General features: G+C 75.8%; 19 protein-coding genes and 2 riboswitches. Of the genes, 8 read left to right on the forward strand and 11 right to left on the reverse strand.

The genetic code is table 11. The annotated features are described in order from the left end of the window. Nucleotides 1–124 precede the first annotated feature (124 nt). Genes HDA33_RS12185 through HDA33_RS12200 form a run of 4 tightly spaced genes read right to left on the reverse strand, consistent with a single transcriptional unit; the run spans nt 125 to nt 4,287 of the window. Complete coding sequence (locus tag HDA33_RS12185) at nt 125–643, reverse strand: TetR family transcriptional regulator (protein WP_184173567.1); 519 nt, start codon at nt 641–643, stop codon at nt 125–127. A gap of 10 nt (nt 644–653) precedes the next feature. Continuing rightward, nucleotides 654–1,448: an ABC transporter ATP-binding protein gene (locus tag HDA33_RS12190; protein WP_246416960.1), complete on the reverse strand. Its 795-nt coding sequence runs from the start codon at nt 1,446–1,448 to the stop codon at nt 654–656. Beyond that, nucleotides 1,448–3,238, reverse strand: a complete 1,791-nt coding sequence (locus tag HDA33_RS12195) for an ABC transporter permease (RefSeq protein WP_420826923.1) — start codon at nt 3,236–3,238, stop codon at nt 1,448–1,450. Before HDA33_RS12195 ends, HDA33_RS12190 begins: the two co-directional genes overlap by 1 nt. Further along, nucleotides 3,205–4,287 carry a thiamine ABC transporter substrate-binding protein gene (locus HDA33_RS12200; RefSeq protein WP_158494079.1) on the reverse strand — a complete coding sequence of 361 codons (1,083 nt, stop codon included), beginning with the start codon at nt 4,285–4,287 and terminating at the stop codon, nt 3,205–3,207. Before HDA33_RS12200 ends, HDA33_RS12195 begins: the two co-directional genes overlap by 34 nt. A gap of 59 nt (nt 4,288–4,346) precedes the next feature. Beyond that, a riboswitch (TPP riboswitch) is annotated at nt 4,347–4,451 on the reverse strand. Nucleotides 4,452–4,495: 44 nt separating this feature from the next. Between HDA33_RS12200 and HDA33_RS12205 the strand changes: the two genes are divergently transcribed. Next, complete coding sequence (locus tag HDA33_RS12205; RefSeq protein WP_338104356.1) at nt 4,496–5,902, forward strand: AI-2E family transporter; 1,407 nt, start codon at nt 4,496–4,498, stop codon at nt 5,900–5,902. Here HDA33_RS12205 and HDA33_RS12210 read toward each other — a convergent pair. Continuing rightward, complete coding sequence (locus HDA33_RS12210) at nt 5,868–6,917, reverse strand: agmatine deiminase family protein (protein WP_184173569.1); 1,050 nt, start codon at nt 6,915–6,917, stop codon at nt 5,868–5,870. The two genes, HDA33_RS12205 and HDA33_RS12210, sit on opposite strands and share 35 nt — an antisense overlap. Nucleotides 6,918–7,070: 153 nt before the next feature. Here HDA33_RS12210 and HDA33_RS12215 point away from each other — a divergent pair, with 153 nt between their 5' ends. From HDA33_RS12215 to HDA33_RS12235, 5 genes are all read left to right on the forward strand, one after another. Then, nucleotides 7,071–7,634 (forward strand): acyl-CoA thioesterase, encoded by a 564-nt coding sequence (locus HDA33_RS12215; protein ID WP_184173571.1) that lies wholly within the window; start codon nt 7,071–7,073, stop codon nt 7,632–7,634. Nucleotides 7,635–7,681: 47 nt separating this feature from the next. After that, nucleotides 7,682–11,350, forward strand: a complete 3,669-nt coding sequence (locus tag HDA33_RS12220) for a bifunctional proline dehydrogenase/L-glutamate gamma-semialdehyde dehydrogenase (RefSeq protein WP_184173573.1) — start codon at nt 7,682–7,684, stop codon at nt 11,348–11,350. 92 nt (nt 11,351–11,442) lie between these two features. Further along, nucleotides 11,443–13,434 carry a glutamate synthase-related protein gene (locus tag HDA33_RS12225; RefSeq protein WP_184173575.1) on the forward strand — a complete coding sequence of 664 codons (1,992 nt, stop codon included), beginning with the start codon at nt 11,443–11,445 and terminating at the stop codon, nt 13,432–13,434. Nucleotides 13,435–13,680: 246 nt separating this feature from the next. Beyond that, nucleotides 13,681–15,009 (forward strand): MFS transporter, encoded by a 1,329-nt coding sequence (locus tag HDA33_RS12230; protein WP_184173578.1) that lies wholly within the window; start codon nt 13,681–13,683, stop codon nt 15,007–15,009. Nucleotides 15,010–15,092: 83 nt separating this feature from the next. Then, the gene (locus HDA33_RS12235) at nt 15,093–16,310 is read left to right on the forward strand and encodes an MFS transporter (protein ID WP_338104357.1); all 1,218 of its coding nucleotides are present in this window, start codon (nt 15,093–15,095) and stop codon (nt 16,308–16,310) included. Nucleotides 16,311–16,517: 207 nt separating this feature from the next. On the opposite strand, the gene HDA33_RS12240 is transcribed toward HDA33_RS12235, so the two are convergent. Next, complete coding sequence (locus HDA33_RS12240; protein ID WP_017488271.1) at nt 16,518–16,721, reverse strand: cold-shock protein; 204 nt, start codon at nt 16,719–16,721, stop codon at nt 16,518–16,520. 256 nt (nt 16,722–16,977) lie between these two features. Continuing rightward, nucleotides 16,978–17,502: a flavin reductase family protein gene (locus HDA33_RS12245; protein WP_184173580.1), complete on the reverse strand. Its 525-nt coding sequence runs from the start codon at nt 17,500–17,502 to the stop codon at nt 16,978–16,980. A 72-nt stretch (nt 17,503–17,574) separates the two neighbouring features. Next, a riboswitch (SAM riboswitch) is annotated at nt 17,575–17,693 on the reverse strand. Between the two features lie 210 nt (nt 17,694–17,903). Between HDA33_RS12245 and HDA33_RS12250 the strand changes: the two genes are divergently transcribed. Continuing rightward, nucleotides 17,904–18,554: a hypothetical protein gene (locus HDA33_RS12250; RefSeq protein ID WP_184173582.1), complete on the forward strand. Its 651-nt coding sequence runs from the start codon at nt 17,904–17,906 to the stop codon at nt 18,552–18,554. Between the two features lie 29 nt (nt 18,555–18,583). Here the strand turns inward: HDA33_RS12250 and HDA33_RS12255 are convergent, their stop codons facing one another. Both HDA33_RS12255 and hisD read right to left on the reverse strand, forming a co-directional pair. Next, nucleotides 18,584–18,964 carry a S4 domain-containing protein gene (locus tag HDA33_RS12255; RefSeq protein WP_184173584.1) on the reverse strand — a complete coding sequence of 127 codons (381 nt, stop codon included), beginning with the start codon at nt 18,962–18,964 and terminating at the stop codon, nt 18,584–18,586. A gap of 106 nt (nt 18,965–19,070) precedes the next feature. Further along, on the reverse strand, nt 19,071–20,387 hold the full coding sequence (hisD, locus tag HDA33_RS12260; RefSeq protein WP_184173586.1) for a histidinol dehydrogenase: 1,317 nt from the start codon (nt 20,385–20,387) through the stop codon (nt 19,071–19,073). A 149-nt stretch (nt 20,388–20,536) separates the two neighbouring features. Between hisD and HDA33_RS12265 the strand changes: the two genes are divergently transcribed. Then, nucleotides 20,537–22,114: a mechanosensitive ion channel family protein gene (locus HDA33_RS12265; protein ID WP_221433004.1), complete on the forward strand. Its 1,578-nt coding sequence runs from the start codon at nt 20,537–20,539 to the stop codon at nt 22,112–22,114. Between the two features lie 16 nt (nt 22,115–22,130). Here HDA33_RS12265 and HDA33_RS12270 read toward each other — a convergent pair whose 3' ends face one another. Both HDA33_RS12270 and HDA33_RS12275 read right to left on the reverse strand, forming a co-directional pair. Beyond that, a complete protein-coding gene (locus tag HDA33_RS12270) occupies nt 22,131–22,667 on the reverse strand; it encodes a universal stress protein (protein WP_184173588.1) in 537 nt (178 codons plus the stop codon). 108 nt (nt 22,668–22,775) lie between these two features. Then, nucleotides 22,776–23,591 carry an MBL fold metallo-hydrolase gene (locus HDA33_RS12275; RefSeq protein ID WP_184173590.1) on the reverse strand — a complete coding sequence of 272 codons (816 nt, stop codon included), beginning with the start codon at nt 23,589–23,591 and terminating at the stop codon, nt 22,776–22,778. Nucleotides 23,592–23,595 lie beyond the last annotated feature (4 nt).

Consider the following 23,595-nt stretch of genomic DNA (forward strand, 5'->3'; position numbering starts at 1 on the left):
CCTGCCGGGAGGCGCATTCCTCAGCAGAGGGAATGCGGTCTGCCCGGGTCGATTTAATGGTCGACCATACCGACACCTGCGTCGGGCAGGCAGGTCTGTCCACCTGTGCGACCACGAACCGCGCTCACAGCGGATCCGTGCGGTGGCGCTGCACGTCCGGGCCCACGCGCACGCCGAGGGCCTCGGCCTGGGCCCGCTGCTGGCGCAGGGAGACGCCGCCGAGCAGCAGGGCCAGGGCCCGCTCGCCCTCCTCCGGGGTGGGCGCCGCCTCGGTGAGCAGGGCGTGCAGGCCGAGCCCGCCGAGCCCGAGGGCGAGCGCGGAGAGGACCACGTCGGCGCCGTCGCGGTGGCGCAGCAGGGCGGCCTCCGCGACCTCGGCGCGGCCGGCGAGGTCGGCGATCCCGCGGTGCCGCACGGCCTCCTCGGCCTCGGCGACGATCCGGTCCGCCACGCGCGCCAGCAGGGTCTGCTTGTCCGGGACGTGCCAGTACAGGGCGGAGGCCTGCACGCCGAGCACCGAGGCCACGCGCCGCATGGACAGGTCGCCCATGCCGAAGTCCTGCAGGATCCCGACGGCGGCGTCCACCACGTCCGTCGCGCTGAGGCGGCCGCGGGAGGAGCCGGCGCGGGGTGGTGAGCTCATGCGCTCGAGGCTACCGCGCGTCGCCGTCCGGCCCCGGCCCGGCGCCCTCGTCCGGCTCGCCCTCGCCCGGCGCGGCCAGGCGCCCACCCGCGCCGAGGCGCACGGTGCGGTCGGCCATCACGGCGGCCTCGGCGAGGTCGTGGGTCACGACGACGGCGGTCACCCCCGCCGCCCGCAGCACCTCGCGGATCTGCACGGCCAGGCGGGCCCGCAGGTCGGCGTCGAGCGCGGACAGCGGCTCGTCCAGCAGCAGCACGCGGGGCCGCGGGGCGAGGGAGCGGGCCAGCGCCACGCGCTGGGCCTGGCCGCCGGAGAGCGACTGCACGGGCCGCTCGGCCAGCTCCGCCAGGTCCACGAGCTCGAGGAGCTCGGCCACCCGCGCCCGGCGCCGCTCCCGCGGCCACCCGGCGGCCTCGAGTCCGTAGGCCACGTTGCGGGCCACGCTGCGGTGGGGGAACAGCTGCCCGTCCTGGAACACCATCCCCACGCCGCGCCGGTGCGTGGGCACCGCGGCCACGTCCTCGCTGTCGATCTCGACGACGCCGCCCACCACGTCCTCCAGGCCCGCGATCCCGCGCAGCACCGTGGACTTGCCGGAGCCCGAGGCGCCCACGAGGGCGACGATCTCCCCGGGGGCCAGCTCCAGGTCCAGGCCGCGCACGGGCGTGGTTCCGTCCGGGTAGGCCACGCTCAGCGCGCGCAGGCGCAGGCCGGCGGGGTCGCGGCCGGCCCGGCCGTCATCGTCGTGGCCCCGGGGCGCCGGGTCCGGGGTCGCGCCCCGGGACGTCCTCGTGGTGCGTGCCATCAGATCCCTCCTCGTGAGGCCGCGGCCCGCGGGCCCAGCCGTTCGCAGGCCATCATGGTGCCGGCGCTGAGCACGGCGAGCACCGTGGCCGCCGCGAGCGCCATGCCGTAGTTGTCCGCCCCGGGCCGGCCGAGGAGCTTCACGATCAGCAGGGGCAGGGTCTGGTAGTCGGGGCTGGAGAGGAAACTGGTGGCGCCGAACTCGCCCAGGGACACCGCGAACGCGAACCCGGCCGCCACCCCCAGCCCACGCAGGAGGAACGGGCCGTCCACGGTGGCCAGCACCCGCAGCGGGCCGGCGCCCAGGGTGCGGGCGGCCTCGCGCAGCCGCGGGTCCACGGCGCCGAGCACCGGCACCAGCGAGCGCACCACGAGCGGCAGCGCCACCACCGCCTGCGCGATGGGCACGAGCGCGCCCGAGGCGGCCAGCGCCGGCGCCTCCGCCCGCAGGGACACCACGAACCCGAAGCCCACCGTCACCGCGGAGACGCCCAGCGGCAGCAGCAGGGCGCCGTCCAGGCCGCGCTGGGCCCGCCGCCCCGCGGCCGAGCGCACGGGCCGGGTGAGCAGCAGCGCCAGCGGGACGCCGATCAGCAGGGTCAGCAGCGTGGCGTCCAGCGCGATCCGCAGCGAGTGCTCGAGGGCCTGCGCCGGGGTGACGCCGCCGGAGAACCCCGCCCCGGGGCTCGAGGCGAGCAGGCGGTAGTTGCGCAGCCCCCAGCCCTCGCTCGAGTGGAAGGAGCGCACCAGCAGGGTCGCCAGCGGCGCGAGGACGAGCAGCGCCGTCGCCAGGGTGACGGCCACGGGCGCGGCGTCCGCGCGGGTGAGCCGGCGCACCGGGGCGTCGCGCAGCCGCAGGGCGCGGCGGGTGCGCCGCGCGGTGGCGCCCGAGACCAGCACGGCGGCCAGCACCACGAGGAACTGCAGCGTGGAGAACACGGCCGCGGTGCGCAGGTCGAAGTAGACCACCGTCTGGACCCAGATCTCGGACTCCAGGGTGCCCACGCCGGGCCGGCCCAGCGTCTGCACGATCCCGAACGCGGACGCGCAGAACAGGAAGACGAGCGCCGCAGAGCTGGCCAGCGCCGGCGCCAGCTGCGGCAGGGTCACCGTGCGGAAGGCGCGCCAGCCCGAGGAGCCCAGGGTCCGCGCCGCCTCCGCCTGCCGCGGGTCCAGGGACGCCCACAGGGCGCCCACCTGGCGCACCACCACGGAGACGTTGAAGAACACCATGGCCAGCACGACGGCGGCCGTGGACTGGTCCAGGCCCGTCCAGCCGAACGGGCCGCCCGGGGCCAGCAGGGCGCGGAACGCCACGCCGACCACCACGGTGGGCAGCACGAACGGCACCGTGATCACCGCGCGCAGCGCCGCCCGTCCCGGGAAGGCGCGCCGGTGCAGCACGAACGCCGCCGGCAGCCCCAGCGCCACCGCCAGGACCGTGCCGGCCGCCGCCATCCCCAGCGTCTGGCCCACGATCCGCCACGTGCGCTCGCGGCCCAGCACCTCCGCGAAGGCGCCCAGGTCCAGGACGCCCTCGGCGGACACGCCGCGCCAGAGCATCGCGCCCACCGGCCACGCGAAGAACACCAGCAGGAACGCCACGGGCACCACCGCGGCCAGCAGCCACCACGCCCCGATCCCGTCCCCGCCGGCGGTGCGCCGCCGTCGTCGTCCCCCGGACGCGGCCGGGCCGGGCGCGTCCGAGGGCGCGCCCGGCCCGCCCACCGGCGCGGGGAGGGAGGTCAGCCCGCCCGTCAGGAGGCCGCTTCCTCGTGCAGGGCCGTCCACTCCTTCAGGAGGTCCTCACGGCGGGAGTCCAGGAGCCCCGCGTCCGGGACGATCGGGTCCTCGACCAGCGGGGCGTGCTCGGCCCAGGCCTCGGGCAGCGGGACCGAGGAGTCGACCGGGTACATGTACATGGCGTCCGGGATGGCCGCCTGCACGTCCTCGGTGAGCAGGAAGTCCACGAACGCGCGGGCGCCCTCGGGGTTCTCCGCGCCCTCGACGACGCCGGCGTACTCCACCTGCGGGGTGCATGAGGCCGCCACCACGTCCGTGTCCGGGGCGAACGCGGGGGAGGAGGAGTAGGACAGCACGATCGGCCGGGTGCCGGTGCCCTCGCCGCCGGAGAAGGAGGTGTTGTAGGCGTCGGACCAGGAGGCGTCCACCTGCATGCCGCCCTGCAGGGCGGTGCGCCACCAGTCCTGCCAGCCGTCCTCGCCGAACTCGGCCACGGTGGCGGCCAGCAGCGCCAGGCCGGGGGAGGAGCTGACGGGGCTGGTGACCACGGTCAGCTCGGCGTACTCGGGGGCGGCCACCTGCTCCAGGGTGGTCGGGGCCGCCAGCCCCTGCTCCTGGAACCACGGGGTGTCCACGTTCAGGCACACCTGGCCCTGGTCCACCGGGGTCATGCGGCCGTCCACCACGAGGTCCCGGGCGGAGTCGGGCAGGTCGGCGGGGACGTGCTCGGCGATCACGCCCTCGGACACCAGGCGGTGGGCCGAGTGGTCCTCGATGCCGTAGACGCCGTCCACGGTGGGGGCGTCCTTGGCCAGCAGCAGCTGGTTCACCACGGAGCCGGCGTCGCCCGGGGCGGTGGTGACGAGGGTGTGGCCGGACTCCTGCTCGAACCGGGCGATCAGCTCGTCCGGCAGGGAGAAGGAGTCGTGCGTCATGATCGTGACGGTCCTCGCCTCGGCCGAGGACGAGCCCTGGTCGCCGGAGCCGCCGCGGTCGGCGACCGAGCAGCCGGTGAGGGCGAGGGCCGCCACGGAGAGGGCGGCGAGGGCGCCGTGCCGGCGGGGCCGGGTGCGGACGCGGTGCGGGGCGGTGGTCATGGTGGTCTCCTCCGTGCGGTGCAGGAGGGGCCGGTGCGACGCCGGCCGGGGACGACGTCGACCGGGAGGACTCGACTTCCTTCGCCGGTGCGAGCCGGAGCAGGTTCGAGGGTCTGCGGCGGACCGCACTCTCAGCGCCGTGGGGCGCTCCCCTGTCGATGTGACACCTCGACCCTACCCCGTCCGGTCCCGTGCATAGACTGCCCGGGTGAGCGCCGCACAGCCCGTCGGGGCGGCCCCGACCCCCTCCGCCGCCGGTCCCGTCTCGGACTGGGACATCCGCCGTCCGCATCGCATGTGGCCGCGGATGCTCGTGATCGTCCTGACGCTGGCCGGGCTCGTGCTCCTGGTCCAGTTCTTCCAGGGCATCGCGTCCATCGCGGCACCCGTGTTCCTCGGCCTGAACCTCGTGATCGTGGCCTACCCGCTGCAGGCGTGGCTGATCCGCCGGGGCGTGCACCCGGTGCTCGGGGCCGCCGCCAGCGTGGTGGTGGTCGTGGCCGTGCTCGGGGCGTTCGTGGGCATGATCGTGTGGTCCGGCCTCGAGCTGGTGGCCGAGCTGCCCAAGTACTCGGGCCAGTTCCAGCAGATCGTCCTGGACGTCTCGAACTGGCTGAACGCGCGCGGCGTCACCCCGGACATGGTCTCCCAGCAGCTCGCCTCGATCGACATGAGCGCGGTGACCAGCGCGGCGGTCGGCGCGCTCACCAAGATCGCCACGAACCTCTACGCCGTGCTCGGCCTGCTCGTCACCGTGGTGATGGGCATGTTCTTCCTGGCCATGGACTCCATGGACGTGGAGCGCCGGGTCCGACTGCTCAGCACCGCCCGCCTCGAGCTCGGCGAGGCGCTCATCGACTTCGCCCACGGCGTGCGCCGGTACTGGGTGGTCACCACCGTGTTCGGCCTGATCGTGGCCGTGCTGGACGTGATCGCCCTGGTCCTCATCGGCGTCCCGCTGGCGCTCGTGTGGGGCGTGCTGAGCTTCCTCACGAACTACATCCCGAACGTCGGGTTCATCATCGGGCTCATCCCGCCGGCCATCCTCGGCCTGGCGGCGGGCGGCTGGACCTCGTTCCTGTGGGTGGTGGTGAGCTACAGCGTGCTGAACTTCGTGCTGCAGTCCGTCATCCAGCCGAAGGTGGCCGGGGACGCGATCGGCGTGATCCCCACCGTCAGCTTCCTCTCCCTGCTGTTCTGGGCTTGGGTCCTCGGCCCGCTCGGCGCCATCCTCGCCCTGCCCTGCACCCTGCTGGCCAAGGCCGTGCTCATCGACGCCGACCCGAACGCCCGGTGGGTGAACTCGCTGATCGCCTCGGACCTGAAGGGCATGGAGCGGCGGCAGCACTCCCTGCTGGAGCGCCTGCGCGAGGGCCGGCGCGGCGAGGGCCGGGCGGGGAAGGCGGACGCCGAGGCCGTGGCCGGCATCGACGGCGCCGCAGCCGGGGTCGACGACGCGCCGGACGTCGACGACGCCGCGGCGGGCGCCCGGCGCCCCGAGGCGGCCCCGACGGGGTCGACGCTCACCGAGCCGGCGCGCACCGAGCCGGGACCGGCCGCACCGGCCGACGGCCCGGGCCTCACGGGCGGGGCTGCACCAGCACCAGGTCGCTGAGGGAGCCGGCCAGCCGCAGCAGAGGCGCGCCGGGGAACGGCACGGGGCGCAGCCCGGGGTGCAGGGCCGCGCACGCGGCGGCGGCCGCCTCCTCGGTGCCGGCGTCCTCGAACGCGGGCCGCAGCACCGCCGAGCCCAGGGGCACCGTGTCCACGAGGGAGCGGGGCCCGATCTCCGCGGGGTCGTGCTCGGGCGGCAGCGCCCCGCCGGGCACGGTGCGCACGCGCAGCGGTCGGCCGGCGGCGTCCGGCGCGTCCTGCAGGATCCGCAGCGCGGCCGCGCCGTGGAGGTGCTCGGGGTGGAAGCGGTCCGCGCGCCAGTGCACGGCCGCCTCGCCCCCGCCGAGCAGGCGCACCCACGCGCCCAGGTGACCGGCCCCGCCCCACGGCCCGGTGGGGATGCGGGGCACGGGCGGCAGCCACACCACGCGGGTGATCCCCAGCAGCGTCGCGAACTCCGCCTCCACCTGCTCCGGGGTCCACGCCGGGTTGGTCCGGCCGTCCAGCACGGGGTCCGCGGCGACCACGGCCGTCCCCTCGCCGTCGGCCACCCACGCGTCCCGCGGGGCCCGCAGCATCGGGGTCAGCAGGGGCAGCCCGGCGGCCGCGGCCACGGCGGCGGCCACGCCCGCGTCCCGGGGGCCGGGCCCGCCCGCGCCGGCGGCCGGGCGCCAGGCGATCGCCGCCAGGCCCTCGGGGCGGCGCACGAAGCCCGGCCCGGCGCGGCCGAGCAGGGGCGAGTCCACGGGGGCGGCCAGCAGGTCCACCTCGGGCGGGATCAGGCTCCGGGCGGTGTGGTCCGCGGGGTCGGCGAGCACGGTCACGGGCAGCACCTCGGCGAGCGTCTCCGCGAGCCCGGCGACGGCGTCGCGGGCCTCGTCCAGCAGCGCGGGCACCGGGTGCCGGCGCGGCAGCGCCAGCCAGGCCCGCTCCGGCTGCTCCCGGGGTCCGGGCACGCGCGGCCGGGCGTCGGGACGCCCGGCGGCGTCGGCGGGGACGGTCTCGGCGGCGGGCATGGCGGGCGGCTCCGGAGGCGTGAGGCGTGTTGCATGGGGCGTGATGCTCGGACGCGCCGGGGACGCGTCCTCCCTGCCGAGCATAGGCCGCCGCGCGGCGCGGCAGGGGGGTGCGGCGGCCCCCGGACCGGGCCGCTCTGGCAGGGTGGGGACATGCATCTGATCCCACGCACCCTCTGGGTGCTCGCCCGCGCCCGCCGCCGCCCGCCCCTGTCGATCTGGGACTCCGCGTCCCTGCCGATGCGGGCCCTGCCCACGGACGTGGACATCGCCGGCCACGTGAACAACGGCCAGTACTTCGGCCTGTTCGATCTCGGCCGCTTCGACCTCATGGCCCGCTCCGGCGTGATGCGGGCCGTCCGCCGGCGCGGCTGGCTGCCCGTGGTGCAGGCCGAGCAGATCGCCTTCCGCCGCTCCGTCACCCTGGGCGCCGCGTTCACCCTGGAGACCCGGATCATCGGCCTGGACGAGCGCGCCGTCTGGTTCGAGCAGCGCGTGGTGGTGGCCGGGGACGTGGCCGTGCGCGGGTACGTCTGCACCCGGCTGCGCGGCCGCGACGGCACCCCCGTGGGCAACGACGAGGTGCGCGCCCTCGCCGTCGAGCTGGGCCACGATCCGGCCGCCGAGCCCGAGCTGCCGGGCTGGCTGCACGACTGGCGCGAGCAGGTCGCCCTGCCCTCGGCGCGCACCCCGCTGCCGCACGCCTGGGGGCGCTGACCGGGGCCGGTTTGACCGGTGACGCGGCTCGCGTGCAGAGTGCGCCCATGACCCCCACGTTCTCCGCGCAGGACCACGACGACCTCGACCGTGTCCTCACCGCCACCGGCGGCATCCCCGACCCCGCCGACCTCCAGCACCTGGCCGACGACGCCGTCGCGCAGGTCCGCCGCTGGCTCGCCGACGCGCGCGGCCACCAGGCCGACTTCGCCGCCCAGCAGCTGGCCGGCGCCCTGAAGGAGCCGGGCGGCCTGGACTTCATCGTCCGCTTCGTGGACCACGTGGTGCGGCCGGAGGACCCGGCCATCGCCGCCCGCGCCCTGCGCGAGCTCGCCCAGCAGGCTCCCGGCTTCCTGCCCCCGGCCCTGCGCGCCGTGTTCGGGGTCGGCGGCCGCGCGGCCCCGCTCGTGCCGCGCGTCGCCGTGCCGGTGGCCCGGCGCGTGCTGCGCCGGATGGTCTCCCACCTGATCGTCGACGCGCGCGACCGGCAGCTCGGCGAGGCCATCGCCGCCCTGCGCGACGAGCGCACGCGGCTTAACGTGAACCTGCTCGGCGAGGCCATCCTCGGCAAGGGCGAGGCCGACCGCCGCCTCGAGGGCATCGCCGGGCTCATCCGCCGCGACGACGTGGACTACGTGTCCGTGAAGGTCTCCGCCGCCACCGCCCCGCACGCCCCCTACGCGTTCGACGAGGCCGTCGCGGACATCACCGAGCGCCTCACGCCGCTCTACGAGCTGGCGCGGGACAACGGCACCTTCATCAACCTGGACATGGAGGAGTACCACGACCTCGACCTCACCCTGAACGTGTTCACCGGCCTGCTCGAGCAGCCCGGGCTGCGCGACTACGAGGCCGGGATCGTGCTGCAGGCCTACCTGCCGGACGCGCTTGCGGCCATGGTGCGCCTGCAGGAGTGGGCGGCCCGGCGCGTGGCCGCCGGCGGGGCCCCCGTGAAGGTGCGCGTGGTCAAGGGCGCCAACCTGCCCATGGAGCTGATGCAGGCCTCCCTCATGGGCTGGCCGGTGGCCACCGTGGCCTCCAAGCAGGAGGCGGACACCAACTACAAGCGGGTGCTGAACTACGCGCTCACCCCGGAGCACCTGCGCCACGTGCGCATCGGCGTGGCCGGGCACAACCTCTTCGACGTCGCCCTGGCCCACCGCCTCATGGACCGCCGCGGCCTCGGCCCGGAGCAGGTGGAGTTCGAGATGCTGCTGGGCATGGCCACCGGCCAGGCCGCGGCCGTGAAGGCGGACGTCGGCTCGCTGCTGCTCTACACCCCGGTGGTGCGGCCCGAGGAGTTCGACGTGGCCATCTCCTACCTCGTGCGCCGCCTCGAGGAGGGCGCCTCCCCGGAGAACTTCATGTCCGCGGTCTTCGACCTGGACGCGGACGAGGCCCTGTTCGCCCGGGAGGAGGAGCGCTTCCGCGCCTCGCTGGCCCACCTGGACGCCGAGGTGCCCCGCCCCTCCCGCGGCCAGGACCGCTCGCGCGGGGAGGACGGCGTGCGGCCGGCCCCCGTGGACGGGTTCGCCAACACCCCGGACACCGACCCCTCGCTGCCCGGCAACCGCGCCTGGGCGCGCGGGATCCTCGAGGCGATCCCCGGCTCCGCGCTGGGGGCCGAGCGCGCCCGCGCGCACCGCGTGGGCACCGCCGAGGCCGCCCGCGCCGCGATCGCGGACACGCAGGCCCCGGGCGCCGCGTGGGGCGCGCTCACCGGCGCGCAGCGGGCCGAGGCGCTGGACGCCGTCGGGCGGGCGCTGCACGCCGGCCGCGGACGCCTCCTGGAGGTCGCCGCCGCCGAGACCGGCAAGACCCTGGACCAGGGCGACCCGGAGATCTCCGAGGCCGTGGACTTCGCCCACTACTACGCGCGGCTGGCCCGCGGCCTGGACGAGGTGGAGGGCGCCCGCGCCGTGCCCGTGCGCCTGACCCTGGTCATCCCGCCGTGGAACTTCCCCGTGGCCATCCCCGTCGGCGGCGTCCTCGCCGCCCTGGGCGCCGGCTCGCCCGTGGTGTTCAAGCCGGCCCCGCAGTCCGAGCGGACCGGCGCCGTCGCCTGGGAGCTGATCGTCCAGGGCCTGCGGGACTCGGGCCTGTTCGACGACGGCGGCCCCCTCGCCGCGCACGACCCGGCGGACCTCGTGCGGCTGGTGACGATGGCCGACGAGGACGAGGAGGAGGTGGGCACCGCGCTGGTGACCGACCCGGCCGTGGAGCGGCTCATCCTCACCGGCGGCTGGGACACCGCGAAGCTGTTCAAGGGCATGCGCCCGGACCTGCACCTGCTCGCGGAGACCTCCGGCAAGAACGCCGTGATCGTCACCCCGTCGGCGGACCTGGACCTGGCCACGAAGGACGTGGTGCACTCCGCGTTCGGCCACGCCGGGCAGAAGTGCTCCGCCTCCTCCCTCGTGGTGCTCGTGGGCTCGGTGGCCACCTCGGAGCGGTTCCACCGCCAGCTGCTGGACGCCGCCTCGTCCCTGCACGTGGCGCACCCGGCCGACCCGCGCGCCCAGATGGGCCCCGTCATCGAGGAGCCGGGCGAGAAGCTGCGCCGCGGGCTCACCGAGCTCGGCGAGGGGGAGCGGTGGGCGCTGCGCCCCCGCGAGCTGGACGCCACCGGGCGCCTGTGGAGCCCCGGCATCCGCTCGGGCGTGCGCCCCGGCGCGGACGCGCACCTCACCGAGTACTTCGGCCCCGTGCTCTCCGTGATGACCGCGGCCACCCTGGACGAGGCCATCGACATCGTCAACGCCGTGGACTTCGGCCTCACCTCGGGCCTGCACTCCCTGGACCCGGACGAGATCGCCCACTGGCTCGAGCGCGTGCACGCCGGCAACCTCTACGTGAACCGCGGCATCACCGGCGCCATCGTGCGTCGCCAGCCGTTCGGCGGCTGGAAGCGCTCCGTGGTCGGCCCCACCACCAAGGCCGGCGGCCCGCACTACCTGCACGGCCTCGTGGACTGGGAGGACGCGCCCTCGTCGACGTCGGAGTCGCCGGCCGCGGACCGGGCGGGGGAGGGGACCGTCGCCGGGACCCCGGCCGCCGCCGAGCGGTCCTGGCTGGACGCCGCCCGCGCGCTGGACGAGCGGGCCTGGGCCGCCACGTTCGGCGCGGGCACGGACGTCTCGGCGCTCGCGGCCGAGCGCAACGTGCTGCGCCACCTGCCCGTCCCCGTGCTGGTGCGCCGCGCGTCCGGCCCCGCCGAGCACCTGCTGCGCGTCGTCTCCGCCGGCCTGCGCGCCGGGGCGCCCATGACGGTGAGCATCGCCCCGACCCCGGCCGCGCAGGCCCCCGGCACGGACGACCTGTCCGCCGAGGCACTGCGCGGGCAGGTGGCCGAGCTCGTCCGCACCGCCGGCGCGGGCCGGGCCGAGGGCGCCGCCCCGGTGAGCGTCGTCGTCGAGGACGCCGCGGCGTTCCACGACCGCGCCCGCCAGCTCGCGCAGATCCCGCCGGCCGCCGAGGGCGGCGGGGACGCCCGCATCCGCCTGGTCGCCGACTGGGCGCAGGACCGCGAGGGCGCCCGGGCCGCCGGCGCCGCCCTCCACGCGGCCCTCGGGGACACCCCGGACGTGGCCGTCTACGCCGGTCCCGTGGTCTCCGCGGGCGAGGTGGAGCTGCTGCCGTTCCTGCACGAGCAGGCGGTGTCCGTGACCGCCCACCGGTTCGGCACCCCGGACCACCTCACCGACGCGATCCTGTGAGCTGAGCCCGCCGCGCTCCTCGGGAGGCTGTCCGCACTGCGACACAGTCTCCCGGGGATGCCGGATCGAGTGATATAGGGCACCATGGTCGGGTGAACAACAGACTCCTGATCGTCGCGACCCTCTCCCTCGGCGCGCTCGTGGTCGTCCTGGTCGCCGCCATCGGCAACGGCGCCTGGTGGGTGCTCGCCGCGATCGTCGTCGGGCTGCTGATCCTGGCCGTCCGCGACATGACCCAGAAGCGCCACGCGATCCTGCGCAACTTCCCCGTGCTCGGGCACATGCGGTACCTGCTGGAGTCGATCCGCCCGGAGATCCAGCAGTACTTCATCGAGCGCAACTTCGACGGCAAGCCCTTCGACCGGGACACCCGCTCGCTCGTGTACGCCCGCTCCAAGGGCCTGGACAGCCACAAGGCGTTCGGCACCGAGCGGGACACCTCGGAGATCGGCTACGAGTTCCTGCTGCACTCGTCCGCCCCCGTGAACGCCCCGGCCGAGGCCCCCACCGTGCGCATCGGCGGGCCCGACTGCCGCCAGCCCGTGGACATCTCCCTGATGAACATCTCCTCGATGTCCTTCGGCTCGCTCTCGGCCAACGCCGTGCAGGCCATGAACAAGGGCGCCGGCCTGGGCGGGTTCATCCACGAGACCGGCGAGGGCGGCCTCACCAAGTACCACCGCGGCAACGGCGCGGACCTGTTCTGGGAGATCGGCTCCGGCTACTTCGGCTGCCGGAGCGACGACGGCACGTTCAGCGCGGAGAAGTTCGCGGCCAAGGCGGCGCTCCCCGAGGTCAAGGGCATCACCATCAAGATGTCCCAGGGCGCCAAGCCCGGCCTGGGCGGCATGCTGCCCAAGGAGAAGATCACCGCGGAGATCGCCGAGGCCCGCGAGATCCCCATGGACCAGGACTGCCTGTCCCCGGCCTCCCACTCCGCGTTCCGCACCCCCCGCGAGATGGTCCGGTTCATCGGGCACCTGCGCGAGCTCTCCGACGGCAAGCCGGTGGGCATCAAGTTCTGCGTGGGCTCCCGCGTGGACGTGCTGGCCATGTGCAAAGCCATCTGGGAGGAGCGGATCGCCCCGGACTTCATCATCGTGGACGGCTCCGAGGGCGGCACCGGCGCCGCCCCGCTGGAGTACTCGGACCGCGTGGGCACCCCGCTGACCGAGGGCCTGATGCTCGTGCACAATGCCCTCGTGGGCACCGGCCTGCGCCACATGATCAAGCTCGGCGCCGCCGGCAAGGTGGCCACCGGCTCGGACATCGTCAAGCGCCTCATCCAGGGCGCGGACTTCACCATGTCCGCCCGCGCCATGATGATGGCCACCGGCTGCATCCAGGCGCAGAAGTGCCACACCAACGAGTGCCCCGTGGGCGTCGCGACCCAGGACCCGCGCCTCATGCGCGCCCTGGACGTGACGGACAAGTCGAACCGCGTGTTCAACTACCACCGCCTGACCGTGCGCGAGGCCGTGCAGATCATGGCCTCCATGGGCGTCACCCACCCGTCCCAGCTGAACACGCGCATGCTCCGCCGCCGCGTGGACCACCTGGCCACCCGCTCCTACGCGTCCATCTACCACTGGCTGCGCACGGACGAGCTGCTCAACGACCCGCCGGCCGGCTGGGCCATGGACTGGGAGGAGGCGGACGGCGACCACTTCGGCGAGCACGCCCGCGTGGACTACCTCACCGAGCGCGACCCCGAGTGGCGCTCCGAGCTGCTCATCCCGGGCCGCGAGGAGCAGGGCGCCCCGGTCCAGGGCTCCCCGGCCTCGGGCGCCGGCTCCCGCGTGGCCGTCGGCGACTCCCGGGACACCGTGCCCGCCACCACCTCGCCGCTGCCGCGCGTGAGCACGCTCGCCGAGGGCGAGACCCTGTACTCGCGCAGCACCCGCTCCCACGACCCGGCCCGTGAGCAGGCCGGCGTCACCCAGCGCGTGGACACGGACGGCAACGACGGTCTGTCCCCGCACGCCGGCGAGGACCCGGAGCGTCAGGACGGCGAGGAGGTCACGCAGCGCGGGACCACCGGCCGCGTGGACGCCGAGCCCCGCGGGGAGGGCCGCGTCGGCTGATCCGGGCCGGCCGTCGTCGTCCTCGGACGCCGACCGATGGTGCGCTGGGCGCACTACTGCCAGGTAGACCGCAAGGTACTCGGCAGTAGTGCGCCCAGCGTCGTCGTGGGGCGGTCCACCCCTCACCCGACGTCGGCGCACCTCGCCCCCCGGTTGACGCCCCGCCCATCACCCGACGTCGGCGCACCTCGCCCCCCCGGGCGACGCCCGGACCGCCGCCGCGTCGGCCGGGTCTAGCCTGGGTCCGTGACCCCGGCCTCCTCCGCCCCCGCCGCCGCGCGCTCCGGCCCCTCCACGGCGCTGCTGTGGGTGCTGCTGGCCGCCATGGGCGCCGGGCCCCTGTTCAACTACGGGATCTCCGCGTCCTCCACGGTGATCATCGAACGGCTCGGGGTGACCTCCGGCCAGCTGGGCACCGTGATGACCGCGGTGTTCGCGGCGGCCGCGGTCACCTCCCTCGGCCTGGGCCGGGCCGCCGACCGGCTCTCCTCCCGCGCCCAGATGAGCATCATCTTCGGCGGCACCGCCGTGGCCCTCGTGATGGGCGCGTCCGCCCCGTCCCTGCCCGTGCTCTACGCGGCGGCCGCCGTCGCGGGCGTCACCCAGGCGATCTCCAACCCCACCACCAACCGGATCATCCGCACCGTGGTCCCGCCCGAGCGGCGGATCGGGTGGATCGGCGTGAAGCAGTCTGGCGTGCAGGCCGCGCAACTCTTCGGCGGCCTGTTCTTCCCGGCCGCCTCCCTCGCCCTCGGCTGGACGGGGGCGGCGCTGGTCGTGGCCGTGCTCGCGTGCGTGCTGTGGGGCTTCGCCCTGTGGGCGGCCCCGCCGCTGCCCGGCGCGGCACCCACCGCGGACCCGGACGCCGAGCGCGCCTCGGCACCCGACGCCGACCGCGCGTCGGCTCCGGACACCGGGCCGGCCGCGGCCCGCGCGCGCCGCCGGGACGGACGACGTCGGCGGGGCACCACGGCGCTGCCGGCCTCGGTCTGGTTCTTCGCGGCCATCGCGTTCCTCACCGGCCTGGGCATGCAGGCCACCAACATGTACCTGCCGTTGTTCGCGGTGGAGTCCCTGGACCTCACGCTCGTGGCCGGCGGCGCGGCGGCGGCCGTGTCCGGCGTGATCGGCGTGTTCTCGCGCATCTGGTGGAGCCGCCGCATGGCCGCGGGCGCGCGCCCCACCGCCCTGCTGGCCGCGATCTGCCTGGGCGCCCTGGCCGGCGTCGTGGTGCTGCTCGCCGCCGACCTCGCCCACCTGCCCGCCCTGCTGTGGGTGGGGGCGGCCGTGCACGGGCTGACCGTGCTGGGCGCGAACGTGGTCACCAACGCCGGCCTGATGAGCGAGGTGCCGGCCGAGAGCCTCGGCCGCGCCAGCGGCGCCAACGCGATGGGCATGTACGCCGGGTTCGCCCTGGGGCCGCTGGTCATGGGCGTGCTGCGCGACTTCACCGGCGACTACCGGGCCGGCTTCGGCGCGGTGGGCCTCGGGTATGTCCTCGCGTTCCTCGTGGTGCTGCTGCTGCGCCGCCACGTGGGCCGTCGCGCGGCGGATCTGCGCGCCGAGACGGCGTGAGGGGCAACGGCGTGGGCGGGCGCGGGTCGCGTGGGCGCGGACCGGAAGGGGACCGCGCGTCCCTGGCGTGGCTCTGGGCCCTCGTGGCCGGGGCCGCGCTGACCCAGACCGCCCTCAACCTCGCCCGCCCCGTCACCAGCTACCGCCTGCTGGCACTCGACGCCCCCGAGGCCGCCGTGGGCTGGGCGACGGCGGCCTACGCCCTGCTCCCGCTGCTCGGCGCCCTGTGGATGGGCCGGGCCACGGACCGGCTGCCCTCCGCGGTGCCGCTCGTGGCGGCCGGCGCCCTCACGATGGGCGCGGGCGGGGCCGGCCTGGCCCTCGCGACGTCGGCGGCGGCCGTGTACGCCGCCTCCGCCGTGCTCGGCGTGGGCCACCTCGCCTTCACCATCGCGGGGCAGGCCGCGATCGCCCGACGCGCGGGCCCCGGGCTTCTCGACGCCGGCTTCGGCTGGTTCACGGCCGCCTTCTCCGTGGGGCAGATGGCCGGGCCCCTGCTCGCCGGGCCGATGCTGGCCGACGGCGCCACCGTGGAGGCCACCGCGCTCGCCCTCTGGGTGTCCGCCGGGATCGCCGCCGCCGGCATGCTCCCCGTGCTCCTCGTCCCGGGCGCGCGGCCCCGGCCGGGGGAGCGGGACGGGACGGTCGAGCCGGACTCCCGTTCGGGTGATGCCGCCGAGGGCGCCGACGCCTCTGCCCCGCGTGGAGGCGAGACGGCGGACGCCGCCGCATCCCCGGGGGAGGCGACCACGCCGGAACCGGCGGCGGGGCGGCACGGGGGGCGGCCGAGCCTCGCGCGCATCCTGCGGGTGCCGGGCGTGGCCCCGCAGCTGCTCGCCTCGGTGGCGCTGCTGGCCATGGTGGACATCCTCACGGCGTTCCTGCCGGTGGTGGGGGAGCACTACGGCGTGAGCCCCGCCCATGTGGGCGTCCTGCTGGCCGTGCGCGGGGCGGGCTCGCTGCTCTCGCGGGCGCTGCTGCCGTGGCTGCGGCGCCGCTGGAGCCGCGAGGGGCTGGTGCGCACGGCCCTGCTGTTCTCCGCGGCGGCGATCGGCGTGGCCCCGCTGGGGCTGGCCGAGCCGACGTGGGGGTGGGTGGCCGTCGTCGCGATGGCGGCGGGCGGGTTCACCCTGGGGCTGGGGCAGCCGCTGACCATGTCCCTGGTGACGCAGGCCGTGCCGGCGGGCTGGCGCTCCAGCGCCCTGGCCGTCCGGCTGATGGGCAACCGGGCGGGGCAGGTGGTGCTGCCCGCGACGGCCGGCCTGCTGGCCGCCCCGCTCGGTCCGGCCGCGGCCGTGTGATTCGCGTGCGCCGTGCTCGCCGCCTCCGGGCTGGAGCGGACGGCGGCCGCGCGCCGCCGTCGCTGACCTCGGCACGACGGCGCCGCCCGCCGCCGGACACGACGACCAGCGCACACGCCCACCCCCCGGACACGACGACGCCCCCGGTCCGTGTGGACCGGGGGCGTCGGGACGTCCCCGGGGGACGTCAAGCCTGGTGGGCGAAGATCAGATCTTCGTCACGTTCGCGGCCTGGAGGCCCTTGGGGCCGTCCTGGGTCTCGAACTCGACGCGGTCGTTCTCCTGGAGCTCCTTGAAGCCCGAGCCCTGGATGGCGGAGAAGTGCACGAACACGTCCGCGGAGTTGTCCTCGGGGGCGATGAAGCCGTAGCCCTTCTCAGCGTTGAACCACTTGACGGTGCCGACAGCCATGATGGTGTCCTTTCGATGTGCCGCCGCAGTGCGGTGGCGGTGTTGGACCGCGGCCCGGGATGGGACGCGGGTGAAGCGGCGAGACTGAACCGCTTGCCCAACACTCATCAGCACCGGCCGGGGCCGGGAGGACGAGCAGTGAAGATGGCGGGATACAGCTTGATCAACTTCAGACACCATCCTCGCACGGATCGGCCGCCGCCGGAACCACGTGGGGAATGTTCACCCGGAGTTCGCCCGCGACGGGCCTGAGGAGTCAGAGCGCGCGCAGGCCGTGGAACAGGTTGCGGTGCAGCGCGGCGGGCGCCACCTCGTCCGTGTGGTCCGCGAAGCCGGTCACCTCGAGCAGCACCACGGTGTGGTCCCCGGCCGGCACCTCGGCGTGCAGGCGAGTCTCCAGCCACAGCGCCGCGCCCTCGATGAGCAGGGCCTCGTTCGGGCTGACGTGGACGTCCAGGCCGGCGAACCGGTCGCCCTCGCGGGAGGCGAGCTGCCGGCACAGGTGGGTCTGGTCCGCCGCGAGCAGCGAGACGCCGAGCGAGGCGGCCTGCCGCAGGCGCGGCCAGGTGCGGGAGGTGTTCTGCGCGGAGAAGGCCACGAGGGCCGGCTCCCAGGAGATGCCCACGCCGAACGAGGAGGAGACCATCACCTCCCGACGGTCCTCGGCGAGGCCGGCCACGGCCACGACCCCGGTGGGGAACGCGGACAGGCCGGAGCGCAGGTTGTGGTGGGAGAGGTCGGTGTCCCACACGCGGGTGCGGTCATCGAGAGTCCGGGTCATGGCGTCGGTCCTCTGCAAGACGAACGCGGCTCCGCGGCGAGGCGGTCACGCGGATCGACACGATCCACGGAGGCGCGGTACTTGCCCGCCGGAGGTCCCCGGGGGCCGAATCATCACCTGGAGCACCCCACTACTGCGTGAGAGGGTTGCCGTCCCGCCGGCCAGGGCCGTGATGACGGGAACTCGTGATTCTGCGTCCCACACTAGGACCGTCCCCGCCGCCCGGTCAACGTGGTCCGTCAGATGGGACGGCGGGCCGGTCTTCCGGCGTCACAGTGCAGAGTCACGGGAGCGCAACGATTCGAGGGCGTCACGCTCGACGCGTTGCCCCGCCCTGTGGCCCGGGTCACACTGGGGCATCCGCCGCGCACCCCGCGCGGTCATCCTGCAGAGGGGAAGCCATGCCGCACCGCCGCCGTCGCCCCCGCGTCCCCGTCGCCCTGTCCGTCGCCGCGGCGCTCGGCCTGGCACTGTCCGCCTGTGCCTCCACGACGACGGCGGGCGTCGGCTCGCAGTCGCCCGCGCCGTCCTCGGCGGCGGGCACGACGTCCTCCGCCGCGGGCACGTCCTCCGCCGCACCGACGACCTCCGCCGCCCCGACGACGCCGGGCACCGCCGCCGAGATCGCCGGGGACGAGGCGGCCGCACAGGCCCAGGACGACGCCGCCACCCGGACCGCCCTGAACCGCGCCGTGGACGAGGACGGCATCCCCTACGCCGAGCTCGACCCGTCCCTGACCCTCGTCCCGGACGGCGCCTCGATCCTCTGGGAGGGGCTGGCCGTGGGGGCGCAGTCGCTGCGCGTGGACGCCCGCGCCGGGGAGGAGTACACGGTGGTGCTCCTCTGCGCGGAGCAGGACGGGTCCCGCCGCAGCCTCGTGATGACCACGGTGCCGGGCGAGGACTTCAGCGACGTGATGGCGGAGTCCCCGGGCTGCGGCCACTGGTCCGCGGGGCTGCCCGCCCGCGAGGCGGATGGGCCGCTGACGCTGACCGGCGTCGTGCCCGACGGCGGCCCGTTCCGCATGGTGGTGTACCGGTCCGAGGGCTGACACCCTCGCCCTTGCCCAGCCCCGCCCGCTCAGCCCCGCTCGTCCGACGCGCGGCCGCGCAGTTCGTCCAGCTTGCGGCGGTCCCGCTTGGTGGGCCGGCCCGCGCCGCGCTCGCGGTGGGGCACCGCCAGCAGCTCGCGCGGGATCGGCGGCGGGGAGTGGTCGATGTAGTTCTTCACGGCCACGGGCGCGCCGACCCGCTTGCCGATCAGCCCGGTGACCTCGAGGATCCGCTCGCGCTGGTCCTTGCGCACCCGAACGCGGTCGCCCACGGCGAGGGTGTGGGCGGCCTTGACCGGCTCGTCGTTGACGCGCACGTGCCCGCCGCGCACGGCGGCGGTGGCCGCCGAACGGGTCTTGTACACGCGCACGGCCCACAGCCACGCGTCCACCCGGACGGCGCCGCTCACGCCGCGCCCCCGGGCCGGGCCGCCGTCGTCGTGGTGGTCACCGCCGGGCCGCTCACGCGAACCGACCCGCTCACGCGAACCGACCCGCTCACGCGAACCGACCCGCTCACGCGAACCGGGTCCGCACCGCCACCCCGTGGGCGGGCAGGCGCTCGTCCTCGGCGAGCACGCTGATGCCCTCGGCGAGCTCCTTGAGCCCGGTCTCGGTGTACCGGATGCGCTGCTGCAGGCGCAGGAACGTCACGGTGCTCAGGCCGGAGGAGTGGCGGGCGGTGCCGGAGGTGGGCAGCACGTGGTTGGAGCCGGCGGAGTAGTCGCCGAGCGGCACGGGGGCGTGCGGGCCCACGAACACGGCGCCGGCGTTGCGGATCCGCGCCGCGACGGCCTCAGGGTCGCGGGTCTGGATCTCCAGGTGCTCGGTGGCGTAGCGGTCCGAGACCTCCACGGCCTGGTCGAGGTCGCGCACCAGCAGCACGCCGGACTGCGGCCCGGTGAGGGCCACGCGGATCTGCTCCTCGTGGAGGGAGCCGGGCACCTGCGCCTCGATCGCCGCGAGCACGTCCCGCACGAGGTCCTCGGAGTCCGTGATGAGCACGGAGGCGGCCAGCGGGTCGTGCTCGGACTGGCTGATCAGGTCCGCGGCCACCCAGTCGGCGCGGGCGGTGCCGTCCGCGATCACGGCGATCTCGGAGGGCCCGGCCTCCGCGTCCACGCCGATGATCCCCTGCAGGGCGCGCTTCGCGGCGGCCACGTACACGTTGCCGGGCCCCGTCACCATGTCCACGGGGGCGCAGAGCCACCCGCCGCGTTCGTCCCGGACGCCGTGGGCGAGCATCGCCACGGCCTGCGCGCCGCCGGCCGCGTAGACCTCGTCCACGCCCAGCAGGGCGCACGCGGCGAGCACGGTGGGGTGCGGCAGGCCGCCGTGGTCGGCCTGCGGCGGGGAGGTCACCGCGAGCGAGCCGACGCCGGCCGCCTGGGCCGGCACCACGTTCATCACCACGGAGGACGGGTACACGGCGCGGCCGCCGGGCACGTACAGGCCCACGCGGTCCACGGGGATCCAGTGGTTCTGCACCGAGGCGCCCTCGCCGAGCTCCACCGTGCTGTCCTGCGGCAGCTGCGCGGCGTGCACGAGCCGGGCGCGCCGGATCGACTCCTCCAGGGCCGCGCGCACGTCCGCGTCCAGGCCCTCGAGGGCGGCGGCCAGCGCCTCGGCGGGCACGCGCAGGGCGGGCGGGCGGACGCCGTCGAAGCGCTCGGCCAGCTCCAGCAGCGCGGCCTCGCCCCCGGTGCGGACCTGCTCGAGGATCGGCGCCACCACCGGCACGGTGGAGGCCACGTCCACGTCCGCGCGGGGGATGATGCGGGACAGGTCCGCGGCGGCGGTGTCGATCTGACGCAGGTCGGTGACGGAGAGCACGGGATCCTCCAGGGAGGTCGGGGGGCGGGCGTCGGGGGCCGGCGGCGCGGGACCACAACGGCGGCGGCCGGCCCCGGACCGCGCGGACGGTCAGCCTCCATTGTGCTCTTCCCCGGCGGGCGTCCGGTCACCGGTGTCAGACTGTCGTCATGCTCCTCGCCGCGCTCTCCGGTCCCGCGTCCCCGCCCGTGCTCGGCTCCCTGGCACGCCTGTTCGCCGGGGAGAACGTGCCCGCCGGCGTGGAGGGCAACGTCCAGGACGGGGCGGCCGCCACCACCGCCGCCCTCGGCGTGGAGTGGGGCACCCTGCTGACCGTGCTCGTCGCCTTCGCCGTCGGCGCCACGCTCGTCTACGCGGCGCTGCAGCTGGCCCGCGGCGTGCTGCGCCGCCGCCCCGCGTTCCAGCACGGCGCGGCCCGGCTCAGCGCGCCCGCGGCGGTGGCTGCCGGCTTCCTGGCCGCGCGCATCTGGCTGGGCGTGATGGCGGAGGAGCAGACCTGGTACCGGCCGGCGTCGTTCCTGCTGCTGATCGCCGTGGCCGCCGCCGGCGCGTGGGCCGCGTGGCGGCTGGTCGGGGTCATCGAGGAGGGCATCCTCGGCCGCTACCAGGAGACCGGCGTGGAGCACCGCCGCGAGCGCCGCATCCGCACGCAGACCATCCTGATCCGCCGCATCCTCAACGCGGTGATCGTGGTGGTGGCGATCGCCGTCGTGCTGCTGGGCGTGCCGGAGGTGCGCTCGCTCGGCGCCGGCCTGCTGGCCTCCGCGGGCGTGATCTCCGTGATCGCCGGCCTCGCCGTGCAGTCCACGCTCACCAACGTGTTCGCCGGCTTCCAGCTGGCCTTCACGGACGCGATCCGCGTGGGGGACGTGGTGGACATGGAGGGCGTGTTCGGCACGGTGGAGGAGATCACCCTGTCCAACGTGGTCCTCAAGCTCTGGGACGGGCGGCGCATGGTCTACCCGTCCTCCCACTTCACCACCCAGCCGTTCGAGAACTGGACGCGCGTGGGCACGGAGGTCTCCGGCGTCGTGGAGCTGGACGTGGACTGGCGCGTGCCCATGCCGGCGCTGCGCGAGCGCCTCACCCAGCTGCTGGACTCCACCGACCTCTGGGACGGCCGCGAGTCCTCCATGCAGGTCACGGACGCGATCGGCGGCACCGTGCGCATCCGCGCCGTGGTCTCGGCCCGCAACTCCGGCGACCTGTGGGACCTGCGCTGCCTCGTCCGCGAGGACCTCGTGACGTTCCTGCGCAGCGAGCACCCCGAGGCCATCGTGGTGCAGCGCGTGGCGGAGCGGCTCCCCGCCCACGACGACGCGGCCCCCGCCTCCGAGGGCTCCGACGCGGGGGCCCGCGGTGCCGACCCGACAGGCGAGCCGGGCCCGGACGGCTCCGGGGTGGCGGCCCGCGAGCCGCGCCCGCGCACCGCGGAGCTGCCGCGCGTCGAGGGCGGGGAGCCCCGCCCGGACACGGTGACCACGCCGCTGACCCGCGTGGACGACCACGCCGGCCTCTACACCGGCTCGATCACCGCGGTGCAGCGCAACCGCGAGCTCGCCGGCCCGGGCGAGGAGGCGTTCGCCGAGCGGCGCGCCCAGCAGGCCAAACAGGCGGCGGAGGCTGCGACGGCAGACGAGGCCGGGCGGCGCAGCGGCGCCGGCTCCCACGCGGACGGCCTCCTCGACGACGCTGTCACGCGCCGCCGTCAGGACGACGAGGACTGAGGCCCGGCGGGAGCGCTCAGCGCTCCAGCGTCGGGTCCCCGGGATCGACGGGCGTGAGTCGACGCTGCTCGACCATCGGCTCGGAGGCGGGCAGGCCGCGGGTCGCGGGGTCGGTCTCGGCCACGTGGCTGACGGCCTCCGGGGTGCGGTCCCCGTACTGCGTGTATTCCTTGACGCACAGCACCGGCTGGTCGATCTCCTGGAGCAGCTCGTCCGAGACGGAGCCCATCACGAACCGGCCGAAGCCGCCGCGGCGGCGCACGCCGATCACCACGATGGACGGGTCCAGCTCCGCGGCCACGTCCTTCATCTCCTGCACGGTGGAGCGCCCGCGCGCGTACTGGCGGAACTCCGCGTCCACGCCCGAGGCGTCGAGGCGGGCCTGCACGCCGCGCTGCTGCTCCTCGGTGACGAGGGACTTGGTGCGGTGCTCCCCGCCCGGGCCCGCGTTGACCACCACCACGCGCTCGCCGGTGGAGCGGGCGATGTCCAGGGCGGTGTCCAGGGCGGCGTCCGCGGACGTCGAGGGGGCGTAGCCGACGAGGATGGTCATGGGGTGCCTCCGCGGGGGTCGAGGTGAGGAGTCGAGACTGCAGGGTGTGGCCCCAGCGTAGTGGCGGCGGGCCGCCCCGGGGGAGGGCCGACGGCGCCGCGGGACCGCTCAGCCCTCGCGCAGGTGGCGCAGGTGCGCGGCCACCGTCTGGACGGCCACGCGCGCCACGGTGCCCTCGAGCCCGGGGTAGATCCGCGGGGCCAGATGCTCGGGGGTGACGGTCGCGGCCTCGTCCTCGCCCAGCTCGGCGAGCGCCGCGCTGACCTGCGCCAGCCGGCCCTCGCGGTGGTGCCGGTAGTCGCGGGCGACGACGTCCAGCGGCTCCGGCACGGGCCCGTGCGCGGGCAGCACCGTGAGCGGGCCCGCCGCCTCGAGGCGACGCAGGCTGGCCAGGTAGTCGGTGAGCGTGCCGTCCGGGTGGTCGAGCATGGTGGTGCCCGAGCCGAGGATGGTGTCGCCCGTGATGACCGCGCCGTGCGCGCCCGCGTCCGGGACGGCGAACGAGTAGGAGTCCGAGGTGTGGCCCGGGGTGTGCCACGCCAGCACCAGGGTGCCGGCGACGTCGATCCGCTCGTCCCGCGTCAGGACGGCGGCCCCGCCGCGGCACCAGTCCGGGTCCGCGGCGCGCACGGGGGCGCCCGTGGCTGTGTGGAACGCGTCCACCCCGCCGGTGTGGTCGGCGTGCCGGTGCGTCACCAGGATGAGCGCGATCCGGCGCCCCTCGGCCGCCGCACGGACGCGCTCGAGGTGGGCGGCGGCGTCGTCCTCCGGGCCCGGGTCCACCACGACGGCCGCATCTGAGTCCGGTGCGGCGACCACGTACGTGTTGGTGCCCGCGAGGGTCATCGGGGAGGGGTTCTGGGCGGTCACGCAGCGCACCAGCGGGGCGGGCGTGAGGCCAGGCGTGGCGGGGGTCGTCGTCATAGGC

The organism is Micrococcus endophyticus, assembly GCF_014205115.1.
Classification (GTDB): Bacteria; Actinomycetota; Actinomycetes; order Actinomycetales; family Micrococcaceae; genus Micrococcus; species Micrococcus endophyticus.

Bases quoted from the DNA above. Each gene is read 5' to 3' on its own strand.
- HDA33_RS12185 (WP_184173567.1), bottom strand. From the start codon at position 643: ATGAGCTCACCACCCCGCGCCGGCTCCTCCCGCGGCCGCCTCAGCGCG.
- HDA33_RS12190 (WP_246416960.1), bottom strand. From the start codon at position 1,448: ATGGCACGCACCACGAGGACGTCCCGGGGCGCGACCCCGGACCCGGCG.
- HDA33_RS12200 (WP_158494079.1), bottom strand. From the start codon at position 4,287: ATGACCACCGCCCCGCACCGCGTCCGCACCCGGCCCCGCCGGCACGGC.
- HDA33_RS12210 (WP_184173569.1), bottom strand. From the start codon at position 6,917: ATGCCCGCCGCCGAGACCGTCCCCGCCGACGCCGCCGGGCGTCCCGAC.
- HDA33_RS12215 (WP_184173571.1), top strand. From the start codon at position 7,071: ATGCATCTGATCCCACGCACCCTCTGGGTGCTCGCCCGCGCCCGCCGC.
- HDA33_RS12220 (WP_184173573.1), top strand. From the start codon at position 7,682: ATGACCCCCACGTTCTCCGCGCAGGACCACGACGACCTCGACCGTGTC.
- HDA33_RS12240 (WP_017488271.1), bottom strand. From the start codon at position 16,721: ATGGCTGTCGGCACCGTCAAGTGGTTCAACGCTGAGAAGGGCTACGGC.
- HDA33_RS12245 (WP_184173580.1), bottom strand. From the start codon at position 17,502: ATGACCCGGACTCTCGATGACCGCACCCGCGTGTGGGACACCGACCTC.
- HDA33_RS12250 (WP_184173582.1), top strand. From the start codon at position 17,904: ATGCCGCACCGCCGCCGTCGCCCCCGCGTCCCCGTCGCCCTGTCCGTC.
- HDA33_RS12265 (WP_221433004.1), top strand. From the start codon at position 20,537: ATGCTCCTCGCCGCGCTCTCCGGTCCCGCGTCCCCGCCCGTGCTCGGC.
- HDA33_RS12270 (WP_184173588.1), bottom strand. From the start codon at position 22,667: ATGACCATCCTCGTCGGCTACGCCCCCTCGACGTCCGCGGACGCCGCC.
- HDA33_RS12275 (WP_184173590.1), bottom strand. From the start codon at position 23,591: ATGACGACGACCCCCGCCACGCCTGGCCTCACGCCCGCCCCGCTGGTG.